The sequence below is a fragment of the Streptomyces sp. NPDC002574 genome (assembly GCF_042889545.1).
Lineage (GTDB): Bacteria > Actinomycetota > Actinomycetes > Streptomycetales > Streptomycetaceae > Actinacidiphila.
In genome coordinates, this window is record NZ_JBIARB010000016.1 from 1 (window position 1) to 14843 (window position 14843).

At 73.1% G+C, this 14843-nt stretch carries 14 protein-coding genes; 9 read left to right on the forward strand and 5 right to left on the reverse strand.

Going from position 1 to position 14843, the window contains the following annotated elements:
• On the forward strand, positions 1–771 hold a 771-nt coding region (locus tag ACFYXS_RS32630; protein WP_389254778.1), incomplete at its 5' end, for an electron transfer flavoprotein subunit alpha/FixB family protein.
• A gap of 137 nt (positions 772–908) precedes the next feature.
• Entirely contained in the window at positions 909–2189 is a 1281-nt protein-coding gene (locus ACFYXS_RS32635; RefSeq protein WP_389254780.1) for a DUF6986 family protein, read from the forward strand.
• A 37-nt stretch (positions 2190–2226) separates the two neighbouring features.
• Here the strand turns inward: ACFYXS_RS32635 and ACFYXS_RS32640 are convergent, their stop codons facing one another.
• The 3 genes from ACFYXS_RS32640 to ACFYXS_RS32650 form a co-directional block, all read right to left on the reverse strand.
• Positions 2227–3069 carry a hypothetical protein gene (locus ACFYXS_RS32640; protein ID WP_389254782.1) on the reverse strand — a complete coding sequence of 281 codons (843 nt, stop codon included), beginning with the start codon at positions 3067–3069 and terminating at the stop codon, positions 2227–2229.
• Positions 3070–3131: 62 nt separating this feature from the next.
• Positions 3132–4121, reverse strand: coding sequence for an acetylxylan esterase (locus tag ACFYXS_RS32645; protein WP_389254784.1), 990 nt, complete (start codon positions 4119–4121; stop codon positions 3132–3134).
• A 148-nt stretch (positions 4122–4269) separates the two neighbouring features.
• Positions 4270–5256, reverse strand: a complete 987-nt coding sequence (locus ACFYXS_RS32650; protein ID WP_389255070.1) for a LacI family DNA-binding transcriptional regulator — start codon at positions 5254–5256, stop codon at positions 4270–4272.
• Between the two features lie 86 nt (positions 5257–5342).
• Between ACFYXS_RS32650 and ACFYXS_RS32655 the strand changes: the two genes are divergently transcribed.
• Both ACFYXS_RS32655 and ACFYXS_RS32660 read left to right on the forward strand, forming a co-directional pair.
• Positions 5343–6350, forward strand: a complete 1008-nt coding sequence (locus ACFYXS_RS32655; RefSeq protein ID WP_389254786.1) for an ROK family protein — start codon at positions 5343–5345, stop codon at positions 6348–6350.
• Positions 6351–6888: 538 nt separating this feature from the next.
• A complete protein-coding gene (locus tag ACFYXS_RS32660; protein ID WP_389254788.1) occupies positions 6889–7929 on the forward strand; it encodes an NUDIX domain-containing protein in 1041 nt (346 codons plus the stop codon).
• Between the two features lie 116 nt (positions 7930–8045).
• Here the strand turns inward: ACFYXS_RS32660 and ACFYXS_RS32665 are convergent, their stop codons facing one another.
• Positions 8046–9407 carry a dipeptidase gene (locus ACFYXS_RS32665; protein ID WP_389254791.1) on the reverse strand — a complete coding sequence of 454 codons (1362 nt, stop codon included), beginning with the start codon at positions 9405–9407 and terminating at the stop codon, positions 8046–8048.
• A 101-nt stretch (positions 9408–9508) separates the two neighbouring features.
• Here ACFYXS_RS32665 and ACFYXS_RS32670 point away from each other — a divergent pair, with 101 nt between their 5' ends.
• The gene (locus ACFYXS_RS32670; RefSeq protein ID WP_389254793.1) at positions 9509–10792 is read left to right on the forward strand and encodes a geranylgeranyl reductase family protein; all 1284 of its coding nucleotides are present in this window, start codon (positions 9509–9511) and stop codon (positions 10790–10792) included.
• Between the two features lie 75 nt (positions 10793–10867).
• Positions 10868–11521, forward strand: coding sequence for a DUF4230 domain-containing protein (locus tag ACFYXS_RS32675; RefSeq protein WP_389254795.1), 654 nt, complete (start codon positions 10868–10870; stop codon positions 11519–11521).
• Here ACFYXS_RS32675 and ACFYXS_RS32680 read toward each other — a convergent pair.
• Entirely contained in the window at positions 11514–11963 is a 450-nt protein-coding gene (locus tag ACFYXS_RS32680; protein WP_389255072.1) for a nitroreductase family deazaflavin-dependent oxidoreductase, read from the reverse strand. The two genes, ACFYXS_RS32675 and ACFYXS_RS32680, sit on opposite strands and share 8 nt — an antisense overlap.
• Positions 11964–12099: 136 nt before the next feature.
• On the opposite strand from ACFYXS_RS32680, the gene ACFYXS_RS32685 reads away from it, so the two are divergent.
• The 3 genes from ACFYXS_RS32685 to ACFYXS_RS32695 are packed head-to-tail and all read left to right on the forward strand — an operon-like array spanning position 12100 to position 14823.
• On the forward strand, positions 12100–12822 hold the full coding sequence (locus ACFYXS_RS32685; RefSeq protein WP_389254797.1) for a TetR/AcrR family transcriptional regulator: 723 nt from the start codon (positions 12100–12102) through the stop codon (positions 12820–12822).
• A gap of 58 nt (positions 12823–12880) precedes the next feature.
• Positions 12881–14161, forward strand: coding sequence for a sensor histidine kinase (locus tag ACFYXS_RS32690; protein WP_389254799.1), 1281 nt, complete (start codon positions 12881–12883; stop codon positions 14159–14161).
• Positions 14158–14823 carry a response regulator gene (locus ACFYXS_RS32695; RefSeq protein ID WP_389254802.1) on the forward strand — a complete coding sequence of 222 codons (666 nt, stop codon included), beginning with the start codon at positions 14158–14160 and terminating at the stop codon, positions 14821–14823. Before ACFYXS_RS32690 ends, ACFYXS_RS32695 begins: the two co-directional genes overlap by 4 nt.
• The last annotated feature ends 20 nt before the right edge of the window (positions 14824–14843 follow it).

Below are 14843 nucleotides of genomic sequence, written 5' to 3' on the forward strand. Positions count from 1 at the left end.
GCCGAGTATCTGGTGGTGCCGAAGGTGGATGCGCTGGAGGCGGCTGTGAGGGTGGTGGGTCCGGTGGCGGTGTTGGTGCCGTCGTCGGGTGAGGGCAAGGAGGTAGCGGCGCGTTTGGCGTTGCGGCTGGGTTCGGGGTTGATCACGGACGCGGTGGATGTGGTGGCCGGTGAGCGGGGTCCGGTGGTGACGCAGTCGGTGTTCGCGGCGTCGTTCACCACGAGGTCGCGGGTGACGACGGGGGTGCCGGTGATCACGGTGAAGCCGAATGCGGCGCCGGTGGAGGCTGTGGCGGCGGCGGGTGCGGTGGAGGCGTTGGAGGTGGAGTTCGGTGCGTTGGCGGCGGGGACGCGGGTGGTGGCGCGGACGCCGCGGGAGTCGACGGGTCGTCCGGATCTGACCGAGGCGGCGATCGTGGTGTCGGGTGGCCGGGGTGTGAACGGTGCGGAGAATTTCGCGGTGATCGAGGCGTTGGCGGATTCGCTGGGTGCCGCGGTGGGTGCGTCGCGGGCGGCGGTGGATGCGGGGTGGTATCCGCATACCAATCAGGTCGGTCAGACGGGTAAGTCGGTGTCGCCGCAGTTGTACATCGCGGCGGGTATTTCGGGTGCGATTCAGCATCGTGCGGGGATGCAGACGTCGAAGACGATCGTGGCGGTGAACAAGGATCCGGAGGCGCCGATCTTCGAGTTGGTCGACTACGGCGTGGTCGGTGACCTGTTCAGCGTGGTGCCGCAGCTGACCGAGGAGGTCACCGCCCGCAAGGGCTGACCCCCACGAGCACTCCGACGGAGCCCCGTCGTGCCACCAGGCACCGCGGGGCTCCGTGGCGTCGTTGACGGCCCGGCTGGGTGGCCGTAGCGTTGTTTCAACGGTTTGTTGAAGCGCGGAGCACTGGAAGGCGCCAGATGACCCAGGACGGGACCGTCCGCACCTCACTCGGCGACGCGGTGCGCCAGGACATCGGCGCGTCCCTGGCCGGTGTCGACGCCGAACTCGCCCGCCGCTACCCGGGAGACCCCGGCACCCGGCAGCCCGTGCACACGGTCTACGTGCCCGCCGACGCCTTCGCCGCCGACACCGTGCGGACCTGGGGCGACCGCGCCCTCGCAGCCCTCGACGAGCACGCGCCGGACGCCGCCTCGCTCGCCGGGGTGCTCGGCCTTCCGCCGGAGTCCGCGGCGGCGGTCCACGACCGCGTCCGCGCCAAGCTGCGGCGCGAGCCCGTGGAGGACCTGCGCATCGACTTCGAGGACGGCTACGGTCCCCGGCCCGACGCGGAGGAGGACGCCGCCGCGGCCGCCGCGGCACGCCTCGTCAACGCCGCCGTGGCGGACGGCAGCGCGCCTCCGTACATCGGCATCCGCATGAAGTGCCTGGAGGCGGCGGTCCGGGACCGGGGCATCCGTACCCTGGACGTCTTCCTCACCGGCCTCATGGACGCCGGGGACCTGCCGCGGGGGCTGGTGCTCACCCTGCCCAAGGTGACGTTCCCTCAGCAGGTCACGGCGATGGTCCGGTTGGTGGAGGAGTTCGAGAAGGCCCGCGGGCTGGACGCGGGACGGATCGGCTTCGAGATCCAGATCGAGACGACGCAGTCCGTCCTGGGCCCCGACGGCACCGCCACCGTCGCACGGTTCATCGACGCGGCCGGGGGCCGGGTCACCGGACTGCACTACGGCACCTTCGACTACAGCGCCGCCTGCGGCGTCAGCGCGGCGTACCAGTCGATGGACCACCCCGTCGCGGACCACGCCAAGGCCGTCATGCAGGTGGCCGCCGCCGGCACGGGCGTGCGGCTCTCCGACGGCGCGACGAACGTCCTCCCCGTCGGGCCCACCGCGCAGGTCCACGACGCCTGGCGCCTGCACTACGGGCTCGTCCGCCGCTCCCTCGCCCGCGCCTACTACCAGGGCTGGGACATGCACCCCGGCCACTTGCCCAGCCGCTACGCCGCCGTGTACGCCTTCTACCGCGAGGGCCTCCCCGCTGCCGCCGCCCGCCTCGCGGCGTACGTCGCCCGGGCCGGTGGCGACGTCATGGACGAGCCCGCCACCGCCAGGGCACTGAGCGGCTACCTGCTGCGCGGCCTCGACTGCGGCGCCGTCGACCCGGACGAGGTCACCGCCGCCACCGGACTCTCGCGAAGCGACCTCGACACACTGGCGGGTGTGCCCGGTCGGGGCTAGCCGCCGTTCCGGCCGCGGCCGGCGCTCGCGCGTCCCGCTAACCGAGCTCCCGCAGCACCTCGGCGATGTTGGCCCGGTAGGTCCGGAGGGCCCGCAGTCCGGCCGCGTAGCCGTCGCGGTGCCGGGCGATGTCCGCGGCCTGCTTCCGCGCCCGTACCGCGTGCCAGACCTCGGCCGTACGGTGGCGGCGCTTGCAGGTGACGTCGGCGACGGCGGTGGCCCGTTCCCGCTGCGTGTGCCGGGTGTTGCCGTCGCTTGCCCGGTCCCAGGCGGCGTCCGCGAAGGCCGCGACGGGGTCGGGGTAGCGGGTGAATCCCGCGTCCGCCACGCAGCGGGACCACGCGTCCCAGGCCGCGCGGACCCGTGGGTCGCGCTTGACCGCCTTGTCGACCTCGACCGCCCGCTTGCCCGCGTAGAGCCAGTCGTGCTCGAAGTCGATGCCGCGCAGCAGCCGCCGGGCCGCCTCGCTGTCGCACGCGGGCAGGTCCGCGTACTCGGCGGTGGTCATCCGGCGGCCCTTCGGCTCGGCGGTCGGGTGCCGTGCCGGGTCCCAGCCGTAGCCCCATCGGCGGGCGGTCTCGGGATCGAGTACGCCGTAGTCGGTGGTGACCGCGGTGCCCACGACGGTGGCGCCGGGGTAGCGGGGGTCGAGCGGGAAGTCCGGGTGGCCGCGGTCCGCCATGCACCGCCGGACCAGCAACGCCATGGCCCGCTCGTACTGTTGGTTGTCCTCCGGCGTGCTGCCGTACCGCTCGGCCGGGAGGGGGCCGAGGTCCGACGCCGTGCTGATGGGCTCCTGGCGTTCGGCGCCCGAGGCGCAGACCGCCGCCAGCACCGCCGCCCCCGCCGCGGCACCCGGCCGCCACCCCCGCCTCGCCATGCGAACGGATGCTAGCGGGCGGCGGGTACGCGATCGGCGGCGCCCCCTCCGCGGGCGGGTGACTACCGGGCCGGGCCGTCCGGCGCGAGGCCGAGCCCGCTCAGCCAGCGCATCTGCTCCAGGGGCTGCGAGCCACGGCCACCGGCGTGGTCGCCGAACTGCCAGACCCGGATGTCCTTCTCGCCGGCGTAGCGGTTGTACGCCGCGTACACGGTCGAGGGCGGGCAGACCGGGTCCATGAGGCCCACGCTGAACAGAGCGGGGACGCTCGCGCGCGGGGCGAAGTGGACGCCGTCGAAGTAGGAGAGCGTGCCGAACACCTCGTCGGGGTCGACCCGCCGGTGCACCCCGAGGTACTGCGCGAGCTCGGGGTACGGTCCGTCGGCGGCCGTGTCCGCGCCGCGCCGGAAGTGGCACAGGAACGGCACGTCCACGAGCGCCGCCGCGATCGCGCCGCCCGTCAGCCCGGCGACCGCCAGCGCGAGCCCGCCGCCCTGGCTGACGCCGGAGACGACCACGCGCGCCGGGTCGACGCGCGGGTGCTCGCGCAGGGCGTCGACCGCGCGCACGCAGTCCGCCATCAGCCGTCGGTAGTAGTAGTGCTCGGGGTCCTCGATGCCCCGCGTCATGAAGCCCCCGACGTACTGCGGCCCGGGCATCGCGTCCGGGTCGGGGGTGTCGTGGCCCTGGCCGCGGCTGTCCACGACGAGGTGGGCGTACCCGGCGGCACTCCACAGCAAGTGCTCGTGGTGCAGGCCGCGTCCACCGCTGTAGCCGATGTACGTGACGACGCCGGGAAGGGGCTCGGTCGCCCCGCGCGGCAGCAGCAGCCACGCCGCGACGGGCTGCCCGCCCCAGCCGGGGAAGCGCACGTCGAAGACCTCGACGGTCCGCAGCGGTGAATCCGCGACGGGCCGGAACTCGGCGGCGCCGCCCGCCGCCTCCCGGGCGGTGGCGATCGTCTTGGCCCAGAAGACGTCGAAGTCCTCCGGCTCGGCTGTCTCGGGTGCGTAGGTGCGTAGTTCGTCCAACGGCAAATCGGTGAGCGGCATGACGGTACGTCCCCTCCTTGATCGGCGGCCATCGAACCGCTCGGTACCCCCGGTGTCAACGGGCCGTCGTGGCAGCGCAGTCCGAAGCGGGTCGGGTGCCGATGTCCCGGGCCGCCGGGGACGACGGCCCGGGGACGTGGCGAAGCCGTCAGGCCATGGGCGGGAGTTCGCCCGAGCCGCGTGCGACGAGCCGGCAGGGGAGTTCGAGGCGGTCGGGCGCACCGGCGGCGCCGTCGAGCCGCTGGAAGAGCAACCGCGCTGCCGTGCGGCCGAGTTGTGCCGGGTCCTGGGCGACGACGGTGATCGCGGGCCGGAGGAGGTCCGCGAGTTCGAAGTCGTCGAAGCCGACGAGCGCGACGAGCTGCGGGCGGTCCGCCAGTACGCGTACCGCGGTCACGGTGATCCGGTTGTTCCCCGCGAAGATCGCCGTGACGGGTTCGGGCCCGGCCAGCATCCGGTCGAGCTCCGAGCGCACCCGGTCCGGCGCGGTCGTTCCGCAGGAGATCCAGCCGTCGTGGACGGGGAGCCCGGCGTCGGCCATGGCCTCGCGGTAGCCGCGCAGGCGCTCCGCGGCCGTGTGGATGCGGGGGAGGTCACCGATGAAGCCGATGCGCCGATGGCCGTGGGCGATGAGGTGGGCGACGCCTTCACGGGTGCCGCCTGCGTTGTCACTGACGACCACGTCCGCGTTGATGCCCCCGGCCGGCCGGTCGACGAAGACCGTGGCGACCCCTGCCGCTATCTCCGGCTCCAGGTAGCGGTGGTCCTCACTCGCCGGGACGATGACCAGTCCGTCGACACGCCGGGCGCAGAACGCCAGCACCAGCTCCTGCTCGCGGTCGGAGTCCTCCGCGCTGGACCCCGTGAACAGCAGCGTGCCGTGCGCCCGGGCGAGGTCCTCGACGGCCCGGCTGAGCGGGGAGTAGAAGGGGTCGGCGAGGTCCTCGAGGACGAGCCCGATGCTGGCCGTCCGGCCCTTGCGCAGCAGGCGGGCGCTGTCGTTGCGGCGGAAGCCGAGGGCGTCGATGGCGGCCTGCACGCGGGCGATCGTGTCGTCGGTGACCCCCGGCTCCTCGTTGACGACGCGGGAGACGGTCTTCAGGCCGACACCGGCCCGAGCGGCGACGTCCTTCATGGTGGGCCGGGCGGTACGCGGAATATCGGTCACGCCCGGATCCTATGGGCTGGACAACGTTGTCAACAAAGGGCGACACTACGCCCATGCCGTTCGAGAGCACAGCTGAACCCACCGCACCGCCGTTGCAGGCCGCAGACCGGGGTCCCCTGGTCGCCGCCGTGGACGTCGGGGGCACGAAGATCGCGGGCGCCCTGGTGGATCCCCATGGGCGGCTGCTGCTGCGCGCCCTGCGTCCGACGCGAGCCGACCGGGACGCGGAGACCGTGATGGGATCGGTCGCCGAAGTGCTGGACGAGCTGCGCGCGGCGGCCGAGTGGCCGCGCGTCGTCGCCGTCGGCATCGGCAGCGCCGGACCGATCGACGCCTCGCGCGGCACGGTCAGCCCGGTCAACATCGGCGCCTGGCGCGACTACCCGCTGGTGGCTCAGGTCGCGGCGCGGGTGGACGGACTGCCCGTGGTGCTGACCGGCGACGGTATGGCGATCACCGCCGCCGAACACTGGCGGGGCGCGGCTCGCGGCCATGACAACGCGCTCTGCATGGTGGTCTCGACCGGCGTCGGCGGCGGCCTGGTCCTCGGCGGCGCGCTGCACCCCGGACCGACCGGCAACGCGGGCCACATCGGCCACATCAGCGTGGACCTCGACGGCGACCTGTGCCCTTGCGGCGGCCGGGGCTGCGTCGAGCGGCTGGCGAGCGGCCCCAACATCGTGCGGCGTGCCCAGGAGGCGGGCTGGCTCCCCGCGGCGGGGGAGGCTGCCGACGCCGCCGCCGTGGCGCGTGCCGCCCGTGCCGGGGACGCGGTGGCGCTGGCGTCCTTCGACCGCGCCGCGCAGGCGCTGGCCGCGGGCATCGCCGCGACGGCGACGCTGGTGGAGATCGACATCGCCGTGATCGGCGGAGGCGTCGCCGGCTCGGGCGCGCTGCTCTTCGATCCCCTGCGCACTCATTTGCGCCGCTACGCCACGCTGTCGTTCGTGGCCGGGGTGAAGGTCGTGCCCGCGGTGCTCGGCACGGACGCGGGCCTGGTCGGCGCCGCCGCGGCGGCCGGCGAGGCGCTGGGCCTGGAGGCGTTCGGGGCGGTGCGCTAGGCCCAGCACTTGTCCGCGGGCGTCCGGCCGCCCCGATCCGCTGGACGCCCGGGCCGGCGGGCGGCACGCCGCCCCGCCCGGCCGCATGTCGTGGCGCTCACCCGCCGCGCAGGGGCGGCGGGTCCGTACGTCCGGGAGAGTGCGACGGACCCGCCGCCGTGGTGGACGCGGTCGCGTGACGGGCGTCGGCAGCGACCAGGCGCGCGTGGACCCGTGGAACGCGGGACCGCGCGCGGTTCGTCATGCCCCCGGTATGTGCCCTGTCCCGGGACACCCGGAGCGGTCCGGATCGACGTCCTCCGACACGTCCTGCTCGTGGCCGGATCGGTGCTCTTGACACTGTCGGCGGTCCTGGCCGACCCGGTGCCGCGTGAACCGTTCACGGCCCTGCTCACCCGGGATGCCAACAAGAGCTGAGCTCGGGGTACGCGGGTTCCGAGGCCACCGGTATGCGCCGATGGCCGGGTCTGTGCGTTTGCCGACGCCGATGATCCGGGCAATTCGTAGGGGGCTACCGGGCAACGGAAGAGGGGGCACCGTGATCGTCTGGCTCAACGGCACGTTCGGCGCGGGCAAGACCACTGCGGCACGCGAACTGCTCGATCTGCTGCCGGGAAGCGTGCTCTACGACCCGGAACTCATCGGCACCGGGCTGCGGCTCATGCTCCCCGAGAAGCGGTTGGGCGAGGTCTCCGACTACCAGGACCTGCCCTGCTGGCGCCGACTGGTGGTCGACACGGCGGCGGCGCTGCTGAGCGAGATCGGCGGCGGGCCGCTCGTCGTGCCGATGGCCCTGCTGCGCCAGGAGTACCGGGACGAGATCTTCGGGGGTCTGGCGGCTCGCAGAATCGCTGTGCGGCATTTCGTGCTCGATGCTGAGGAAACGGTTCTGCGGGAGCGGATCGAGCAGCGCGCGGACATCCCCGGCGACCCGGCGGCGAGCGCGGAGGTCCGCGGCTGGTGCCTGGAGCATCTCGCCGCCTACCGTGAGGCGCTGCCCTGGCTCACCGCGGACGCCCATGTCGTCGACACCACCGGCCAGAACCCGCGGGCCACGGCGGAGCGCGTCGCCGAGGCGATACGCGAGGGCGCCGGCGTCTGCGACATCGTGCAGACCCCGGAGCCCACCGCCGAGACGCTCGCCGCGGGCGTGCTCCTCTTCGACGAGGAGGACCGCGTACTGCTGGTCGACCCCACCTACAAACCCGGCTGGGAGTTCCCCGGCGGGGTCGTCGAGCCCGGTGAGGCCCCCGCCCGGGCCGGGATGCGCGAGGTCGCCGAGGAGCTCGGCCTGCACCTGCCGACCGTTCCCCGGCTGCTCGTCGTCGACTGGGAACCGCCCCTGCCGCCCGGCTACGGGGGCCTGCGGCTGCTCTTCGACGGCGGCCGCCTCGGGGCCGCCGAGGCCGAACGCCTCCTCCTGCCGGGGGCCGAACTGCGCGGCTGGCGCTTCGCCAGCGAGGACGAGGCCGCCGCCATGCTCCCGCCGGTCCGCCTCACGCGCCTGCGCTGGGCCCTGCGCGCCCGCGAGCGCGCCACCGTCCTCAACCTCGAGGCGGGCGTGCCCGTGGGCAGCTGACCGCGTAGGGCGCGCGGCCTGCCCGGCCGGTCGACCGGCCGGGCAGGCCGCCGGGGCGGCGTGCCGGGGCCGGCCGGGGTGTCAGACGGCCCGGGCGTCGGACGGCGGCCGGGGTGTCAGAGGGCCTTGCTCTCGGCGTAGCCGCGGAGGAACAGCGCCTCGGCGAGCGAGAGCTTCTCCAGTTCCTCGGGGGAGACGCTCTCGTTGACCGCGTGGATCTGCGCCTCGGGCTCGCTGAGCCCGATGAGGAGCATCTCCGCCTCGGGGTAGAGCGTGGCAAGGGTGTTGCAGAGGGGGATGGAGCCGCCCATGCCGGCGATCTCGAGCTCCTTGCCGTAGGCGGCGCGCATGGCGTCGGCCATGGCGGAGTACGCCGGGCTGGAGGTGTCGGCGCGGAAGGCCTGCCCGCTGCCGGTCTGGGTGACCTCGACGTGGGCGCCCCAGGGGGCGGCCGCCTTGAGGTGGGCGATGAGGAGATCGGCGGCTTCCTGGGCGTCCACGCCCGGCGGGACCCGGAGGCTGACCTTGGCGCCCGCGGTCGCCTGGACGGACGGGGTGGCGCCCACGACGGGCGGGGCGTCGATGCCGAGCACGGTGACCGAGGGACGGGCCCAGACGCGGTCGGCGACCGTGCCGCCGCCGACGAGGGAGACACCGTCCAGGACCCTGGCGTCGCCGCGGAAGTCCTCCTCCGGGTACTGCAGCCCCTGCCACGAGGCGTCCATGGCGAGCCCCTGGACCGTGGCTGCCCCGGTCTCGTCGTGCAGGGTGTGCAGGATACGGATCAGGGCGCTGAGCGCGTCGGGCGCGGCGCCGCCGAACTGACCGGAGTGCAGGTTGCCCTGCAGCGTGCTCACCTTCACCTCGACCATCGCCATGCCGCGCAACGTGGCCGTGGCGGTGGGCAGCCCGCAGCGGAAGTTGCCCGTGTCGCCGATGACGATCGCGTCGGCCGCGAGCAGCTCGGGGTGCTCCTCCGCGTAGCGCTCGAGGCCGCCCGTGCCCTGCTCCTCCGACCCCTCGGCGATGATCTTCACGCCCACCGGCACCCCGCCGTTCTCACGCAGCGCGCGCAGCGCCGTGAGGTGCATGATCAGGCCGCCCTTGCAGTCGGCCGCGCCGCGCCCGTACCACCTGCCGTCGCGCTCGGTCAGCTCGAAGGGCGGGGACAGCCAGCCGGCCTCGTCGAGCGGCGGCTGCACGTCGTAGTGCGCGTAGAGCAGCACGGTGGGCGCGCCCTCCGGGGCGGGCAGGTAGCCGTAGACCGACTGCGTGCCGTCCGGGGTGTCGAGCAGCGCGACGTCCTGGAAACCCTCCCCGGTCAGTGCGTCCGCGATCCACTGCGCGGCCTTCTCGCACTCGCTCTTCGGGAACTGCCTGGGGTCCGCCACCGAGCGGAACGACACCAGCTCGGCCAGCTCGGTCCGGGCCCGCGGCATCAGGGCGGCGACGGTTGCGGCGAGTGGTGCGGCGGACATGGGCGCTCCTGGTGGGTGCGTGTTCGGTCGAACGCGTGGTTCGGGTACTGGTGCTCGGGATCGATGGTGCCACAGCCGTGCCCGCGCACCCGCGGATTAGTATGCGGCTGAGCAGGGGTGACAGCAGCCTGCGGGTCGGACGGGAGCGGGAGCACGTGAGCAGCGAGTACCAGGCGCAGGACGGCGGTTCGGCGGACGGCGTCGAGGACGCATCGGTGTGGGATGTCGTCGTGGTCGGGGCGGGGCCCGCAGGGGCGTCTGCGGCCTATGCCGCGGCCGCGGCCGGACGCAGCGTCCTGCTGTTGGAGAAGGCCGAGCTGCCGCGCTACAAGACGTGCGGCGGCGGCATTATCGGGCCGTCCCGCGACGCCCTCCCACCGGGCTTCGAACTTCCGCTCCGTGATCGCGTGCACGCGGTCACCTTCAGCCTCAACGGGCGCCTCACCCGGACCCGCCGGTCCCGGCACATGCTCTTCGGCCTGATCAACCGGCCCGAGTTCGACGCCCAGCTCGTCGACGCGGCCGTGGCCGCGGGCGCCGAACTGCGCACCGGCGCCGCGGTCTCGCGGGTCGAGCAGCACGGCACCTCCGTCCCCGACCGGCGCACGGTCGCGGTGGTCCTCAACAACGGTGAGACGGTGCTCGCGCGGGCGGTCGTCGGCGCCGACGGCTCCGCCAGCCGCATAGGCGCCCATGTCGGGGTCAAGATGGACCAGGTCGACCTGGGCCTCGAGGCCGAGATCCCGGTCCCCCCGGAGGTGGCCGAGGACTGGGCGGGCCGCGTTCTGATCGACTGGGGCCCGCTGCCCGGCAGTTACGGCTGGGTCTTCCCGAAGGGCGAGACCCTGACCGTCGGTGTGATCTCCGCGCGCGGCGACGGCGGCGCCACCAAGCGCTATCTGGAGGACTTCATCGGCCGGCTCGGTCTGGCCGGGTTCGAACCGAGCATCTCCTCGGGGCACCTGACGCGTTGCCGCGCCGACGACTCCCCGCTGTCCCGCGGCCGCGTGCTGGTCTGCGGGGATGCCGCGGGCCTGCTGGAGCCGTGGACCCGCGAGGGCATCTCCTTCGCCCTGCGCTCGGGTCGTCTCGCGGGGGAGTGGGCGGTGCGGATCTCCGAGTCGCACGACGCGGTCGATGCCCGCCGTCAGGCGCTCAACTACGCCTTCGCGGTCAAGGCCGGTCTCGGTGTGGAGATGGGGGTGGGCCGCCGCATGCTCGGCATCTTCGAGAAGCGCCCCGGTGTGCTGCACGCCGTCCTCACCACCCTTCCGCCGGCGTGGAACACCTTCGCCCGGATCACTCGCGGTTCGACCTCGCTCGCCGAGATCGTTCGCACCCATCCGCTGGCCCGTCGTGCGCTAGAGTCATTCGACCGCTCCTGATCTTCATCTGTCCATCTACTGCCTGCCTTAAAGAGGGTGTTGAGGGGCAGACACCTTCTTGGAGGTAGCCCTGACATGCCGTTGAGGAATGAAGAAGGCCGACTGCCCTGGTGGGCCCGGTGGTTGACCGGGCTCATAGTGCTGGCGGGCCTGCTGCTGCTGGTCGCCAAAGCCGACCTGATACCCGGCCTGCCCAACCCCTTCGCCGAGGAGACCAAGGACCGCACCGGCCCCGTGGTGCTCAAGGCGATCCAGGACATGAACCGCTTCGAGGGAGCCAGCGGCGACTTCCAGGTCGTCGTCGACCTGGAGAAGGACGCCAAGTTCCTTCCCGACGCCCTGCGTGGCCGGCGCACGCTCTACGTCGGCGCCGGCAGCGTCGACGCCTATGTGGACCTCGGGGACGTGGGCCCGAAGGGCGTCCAGGTCACCGACGACCGCAAGTCGGCGGTACTGACCTTGCCGCACGCCCAGTTGGAGCGCACCTCGCTCGACCCGGACCGCTCCTACATCGTCGCGGAGGAGCGGGGCTTCTTCGACCGCCTCGGCGACTTCTTCTCCTCGCACCCCGACGACGAGCAGCAGATCCAGCAGCTGGCCGCGAAGAAGATCCAGGACGCGGCCAAGAAGACGGAGCTGGCGCAGCGGGCTGAGACCAACACCCGCGCCATGCTGGAACGTCTGCTGATCTCGCTCGGCTTCGAGCGCGTGGAGGTGCGGTTCAGCTGACGGCCGTGATCCGGAAGACGGGGTGCTTGGGGGCTATCGCCCGCAGCTCCTCGTCCGTGGAATCGGGGCCGACGCCTCCGAAGAACACGCCGACCTCCGCCTTCCAGCGCTTGAGGTAGGCACGGAGCACCTCGGGCTTGGCGTCGTCGCCCACCTCGGCGGCGGTGAACTCCTCGACGCGCTTGCCCAGCAGGAGTTGACCGCCGCCGGCGGCCCGCATGTTGTGGGTCCACTGCACGTGGCCGCGGGGAGCGACGAGAAAGCGCTCCCCGCCCACGGTGAGCAGGTTCACCGGTGTGCGGCGCCACTCCCCGCTCTTGCGGCCCTTGACGGCCAGTACGCGGGAACCCCACACGCTCACACCGCGCCGGGTGAGCCAGGCGACGAAGCGGTTGAAGACGTTGACGGTGAACCAGCCGGGCTTCTTGACGTGCTCCGACATCTCGGACATGGGGACCCCTCCGTAAAGTGTGAGCGGTGCTCTCGCTTGAGAACAGTGTGCGGCATTGAAGGCTCCGAAAGCAAGAGCAGTGCTCTCGATCTTGGTCGGTCACTCCGATCCGCTTACACTGATCCTCATGAGCGTGATCAGGACGGCCAGGGAACGGGCCCGCGGTGAAGTGACCGCAGCCATCAAGGAAGAAGCGCGCCGGCAGCTCGCGGACGAGGGCGCGGCGCGCCTCTCCCTCCGCTCGGTGGCCCGGGAGCTCGGCATGGTCTCCTCGGCCCTGTACCGCTACTTCCCCAATCGGGACGAGCTGCTGACCGCGCTGATCGTCGATGCCTACGACGCGGTCGGCGCCGCCGCCGAGACGGCGTTCGAGGGGGTGGGGGACGCCGACCCCGTCACGAGCTGGATCGTCGTCAGCCGGGCCGTGCGCGGCTGGGCGCTGGAACACCCCCATGAGTACGCCCTGATCTACGGATCCCCGGTGCCCGGGTACAGCGCGCCGCTCGACACCATCGGCCCGGCCTCCCGAGTCGCGCTGGTGCTGCTCACGGTGGCCGAAAGGGCCCACGCCGGCGGCCGCCTGGCCCTGCCCGCGCCGGACGCGCCGCTGGGCGAGGGGGTGCACGCCGACGCGTGGCGGCTCGTCAAGGACCTCGACCAGGAGCTGCCGCCGCAGGCGCTGCCGGCGTTGATCGCCGCGTGGGCGCAGCTCTTCGGCCTGATCGGCTTCGAGCTCTTCGGCCAGTTCAATAATGTGGTCGAAGCACGGGACGAATTCTTCGACCACGCCATGGCAGGCCTGGCGCACCAGGCCGGTCTGCGCCGCGATCCCGTACTCCCGGGGGAGTAGACGAGGTCACCGCCGTGATCGGACGCCGACCGCCGGTCCGCCGTTCTAGCGTGGCCGCATGAATGACGACGCAGCCGGACCCGCGCCGCAGGGCGGCCCCCGCTGGGGTCCGCCATGGGAGCGCCACGGCGGACACGGGCGCGGTGGCGGCGACGGTCTTCCACGCCGACCCTGGATCGCGTCGATCGTCCTCGCGTTCGTCCAGGTGGTCGGCACGACCGCCGCCTCGCACAACGGCACCGGTCATGTCCCGCTCGACCACTTCGGCTACCTGCTGCTGTTCGCCGGCCCTGTCGCCCTGCTGTGGCGCCGGCGGGCGCCCGTCGTGGTCGCCGCCGTCGTGTCCGCGGTGACGCTGGTCTACCTCGCCGCGGGCTATGCCTACGGCCCGGTCTTCCTCAGCGTCGTCGCCGCCTACTTCTCCGCGGTGGCCGCCGGGCGGCGCCGATCCGTCTTCGTCGTCGCGGCCGGCCTGTACACGGCGTATGTGCTCGTCACGCTGTGGCTGTACCGCTACCTGCCGCCCGCCGGGGACGAGCGGGCCTCGTGGGCGCAGGTGTCCGGCGCCGCGGCATGGCTGCTGGCCATCCTCGCCGTGGCCGAACTGTGGCGGCTGCGCCGCGAGCAGTACGTGCGCGAGCGACGGGAGCGGGCCGAGGCCGAGCGCCGCCGGGCCGACGAGGAGCGGCTGAGGATCGCCCGCGAACTCCACGACGTCCTCGCGCACAGCATCTCGGTGATCAACGTGCAGGCCGGGGTCGCCCTCGCCCTCATGGACGAACGACCCGAGCAGGCCCGCCAGGCCCTCACGACCATCAAGGCAGCCAGCAAGGAGGCGCTCGGCGAGGTCCGCCAGGTCCTCGGCACGCTCCGCTCCCCGGGCGAGGCACCCCGTTCCCCGGCGCCGGGCCTGGATCGCCTGCCGGAACTGCTCGATCAGGCCGCCGGCGCGGGTCTCGGCGTCGACGTGACGCGTGAGGGAACCGCTGTCCCCCTGCCTCCCGGTGTCGACCTGGCGGCGTTCCGGATCGTGCAGGAGGCACTGACCAACATCATCCGGCACTCGGGGGCGCGCACGGCACGCCTCGGGATCGTCCACCGCGCGCGGGAGGTCGAGCTGTGCGTCGAGGACGACGGTCCCGCCACGGCCGCCGCAGGGCAGTCCCCGTCCACGGAGACCGGCGGCGGCAACGGGCTGCTCGGCATGCGGGAGCGCGCCGCCGCGCTGGGCGGCGAGGTGGTGGCGGGACCCCGTGCGGACGGGGGCTTCCGCGTGCTGGCCCGGTTGCCCTTCGACGCCGTCGCGGCGACGGCCGTCCTCGACAAGGAGATCCGATGATCCGGGTGGTGCTCGCCGACGACCAGGTGCTGGTACGCGCCGGCTTCGCCGCGCTGCTGGACGCCCAGCCCGACATCGAGGTCGTAGGGGAGGCTCCCGACGGCTCGGAGGCCCTGCGCCTGGTCCGCGAACTGGCCCCGGACGCCGTGCTGATGGACATCCGCATGCCGGTCATGGACGGTCTGGAGGCCACCCGCCGGATCACCGACGACCAGGCGCTCGCGGAGGTCAAGGTGGTCATCCTCACCACCTTCGAGCTGGACGAGTACGTCTTCGAGGCGATCCGTGCCGGCGCCTCGGGCTTCCTGGTGAAGGACACCGAGCCCGAGGAACTGCTGCGCGCGGTCAGGGCGGTGGTGGAGGGCGACGCGCTGCTCTCACCGGGCGTGACCCGGCGCCTGATCGCGGAGTTCGCGGCCCGCTCCAAGGCACCCGCGGTCGCGACGGAGCTGGAACGGCTCACCGAGCGTGAACGCGAGGTGATGGCCCTGGTGGGGATCGGTCTGTCGAACGAGGAGATCGCCCGGCGCCTGGTGGTCAGCCCGCTCACCGCCAAGACGCACGTCAGCCGCACCATGGTCAAGCTCGGCGCCCGCGACCGGGCCCAACTGGTGGTCCTGGCCTACGAGTCCGGCCTGGTGCGGCCCGGCTGGCTCGGCTAGACCGTCCGGACCCGCGCGCC

Coding starts and splice junctions, on each gene's coding strand:
- ACFYXS_RS32655 (WP_389254786.1), top strand. CDS start 5,343: ATGCCGTTCGAGAGCACAGCTGAACCCACCGCACCGCCGTTGCAGGCC.
- ACFYXS_RS32675 (WP_389254795.1), top strand. CDS start 10,868: ATGCCGTTGAGGAATGAAGAAGGCCGACTGCCCTGGTGGGCCCGGTGG.
- ACFYXS_RS32685 (WP_389254797.1), top strand. CDS start 12,100: ATGAGCGTGATCAGGACGGCCAGGGAACGGGCCCGCGGTGAAGTGACC.
- ACFYXS_RS32695 (WP_389254802.1), top strand. CDS start 14,158: ATGATCCGGGTGGTGCTCGCCGACGACCAGGTGCTGGTACGCGCCGGC.
- ACFYXS_RS32645 (WP_389254784.1), bottom strand. CDS start 4,121: ATGCCGCTCACCGATTTGCCGTTGGACGAACTACGCACCTACGCACCC.
- ACFYXS_RS32680 (WP_389255072.1), bottom strand. CDS start 11,963: ATGTCGGAGCACGTCAAGAAGCCCGGCTGGTTCACCGTCAACGTCTTC.
- ACFYXS_RS32635 (WP_389254780.1), top strand. CDS start 909: ATGACCCAGGACGGGACCGTCCGCACCTCACTCGGCGACGCGGTGCGC.
- ACFYXS_RS32665 (WP_389254791.1), bottom strand. CDS start 9,407: ATGTCCGCCGCACCACTCGCCGCAACCGTCGCCGCCCTGATGCCGCGG.
- ACFYXS_RS32640 (WP_389254782.1), bottom strand. CDS start 3,069: ATGGCGAGGCGGGGGTGGCGGCCGGGTGCCGCGGCGGGGGCGGCGGTG.
- ACFYXS_RS32650 (WP_389255070.1), bottom strand. CDS start 5,256: ATGAAGGACGTCGCCGCTCGGGCCGGTGTCGGCCTGAAGACCGTCTCC.
- ACFYXS_RS32670 (WP_389254793.1), top strand. CDS start 9,509: ATGCGGCTGAGCAGGGGTGACAGCAGCCTGCGGGTCGGACGGGAGCGG.
- ACFYXS_RS32690 (WP_389254799.1), top strand. CDS start 12,881: ATGAATGACGACGCAGCCGGACCCGCGCCGCAGGGCGGCCCCCGCTGG.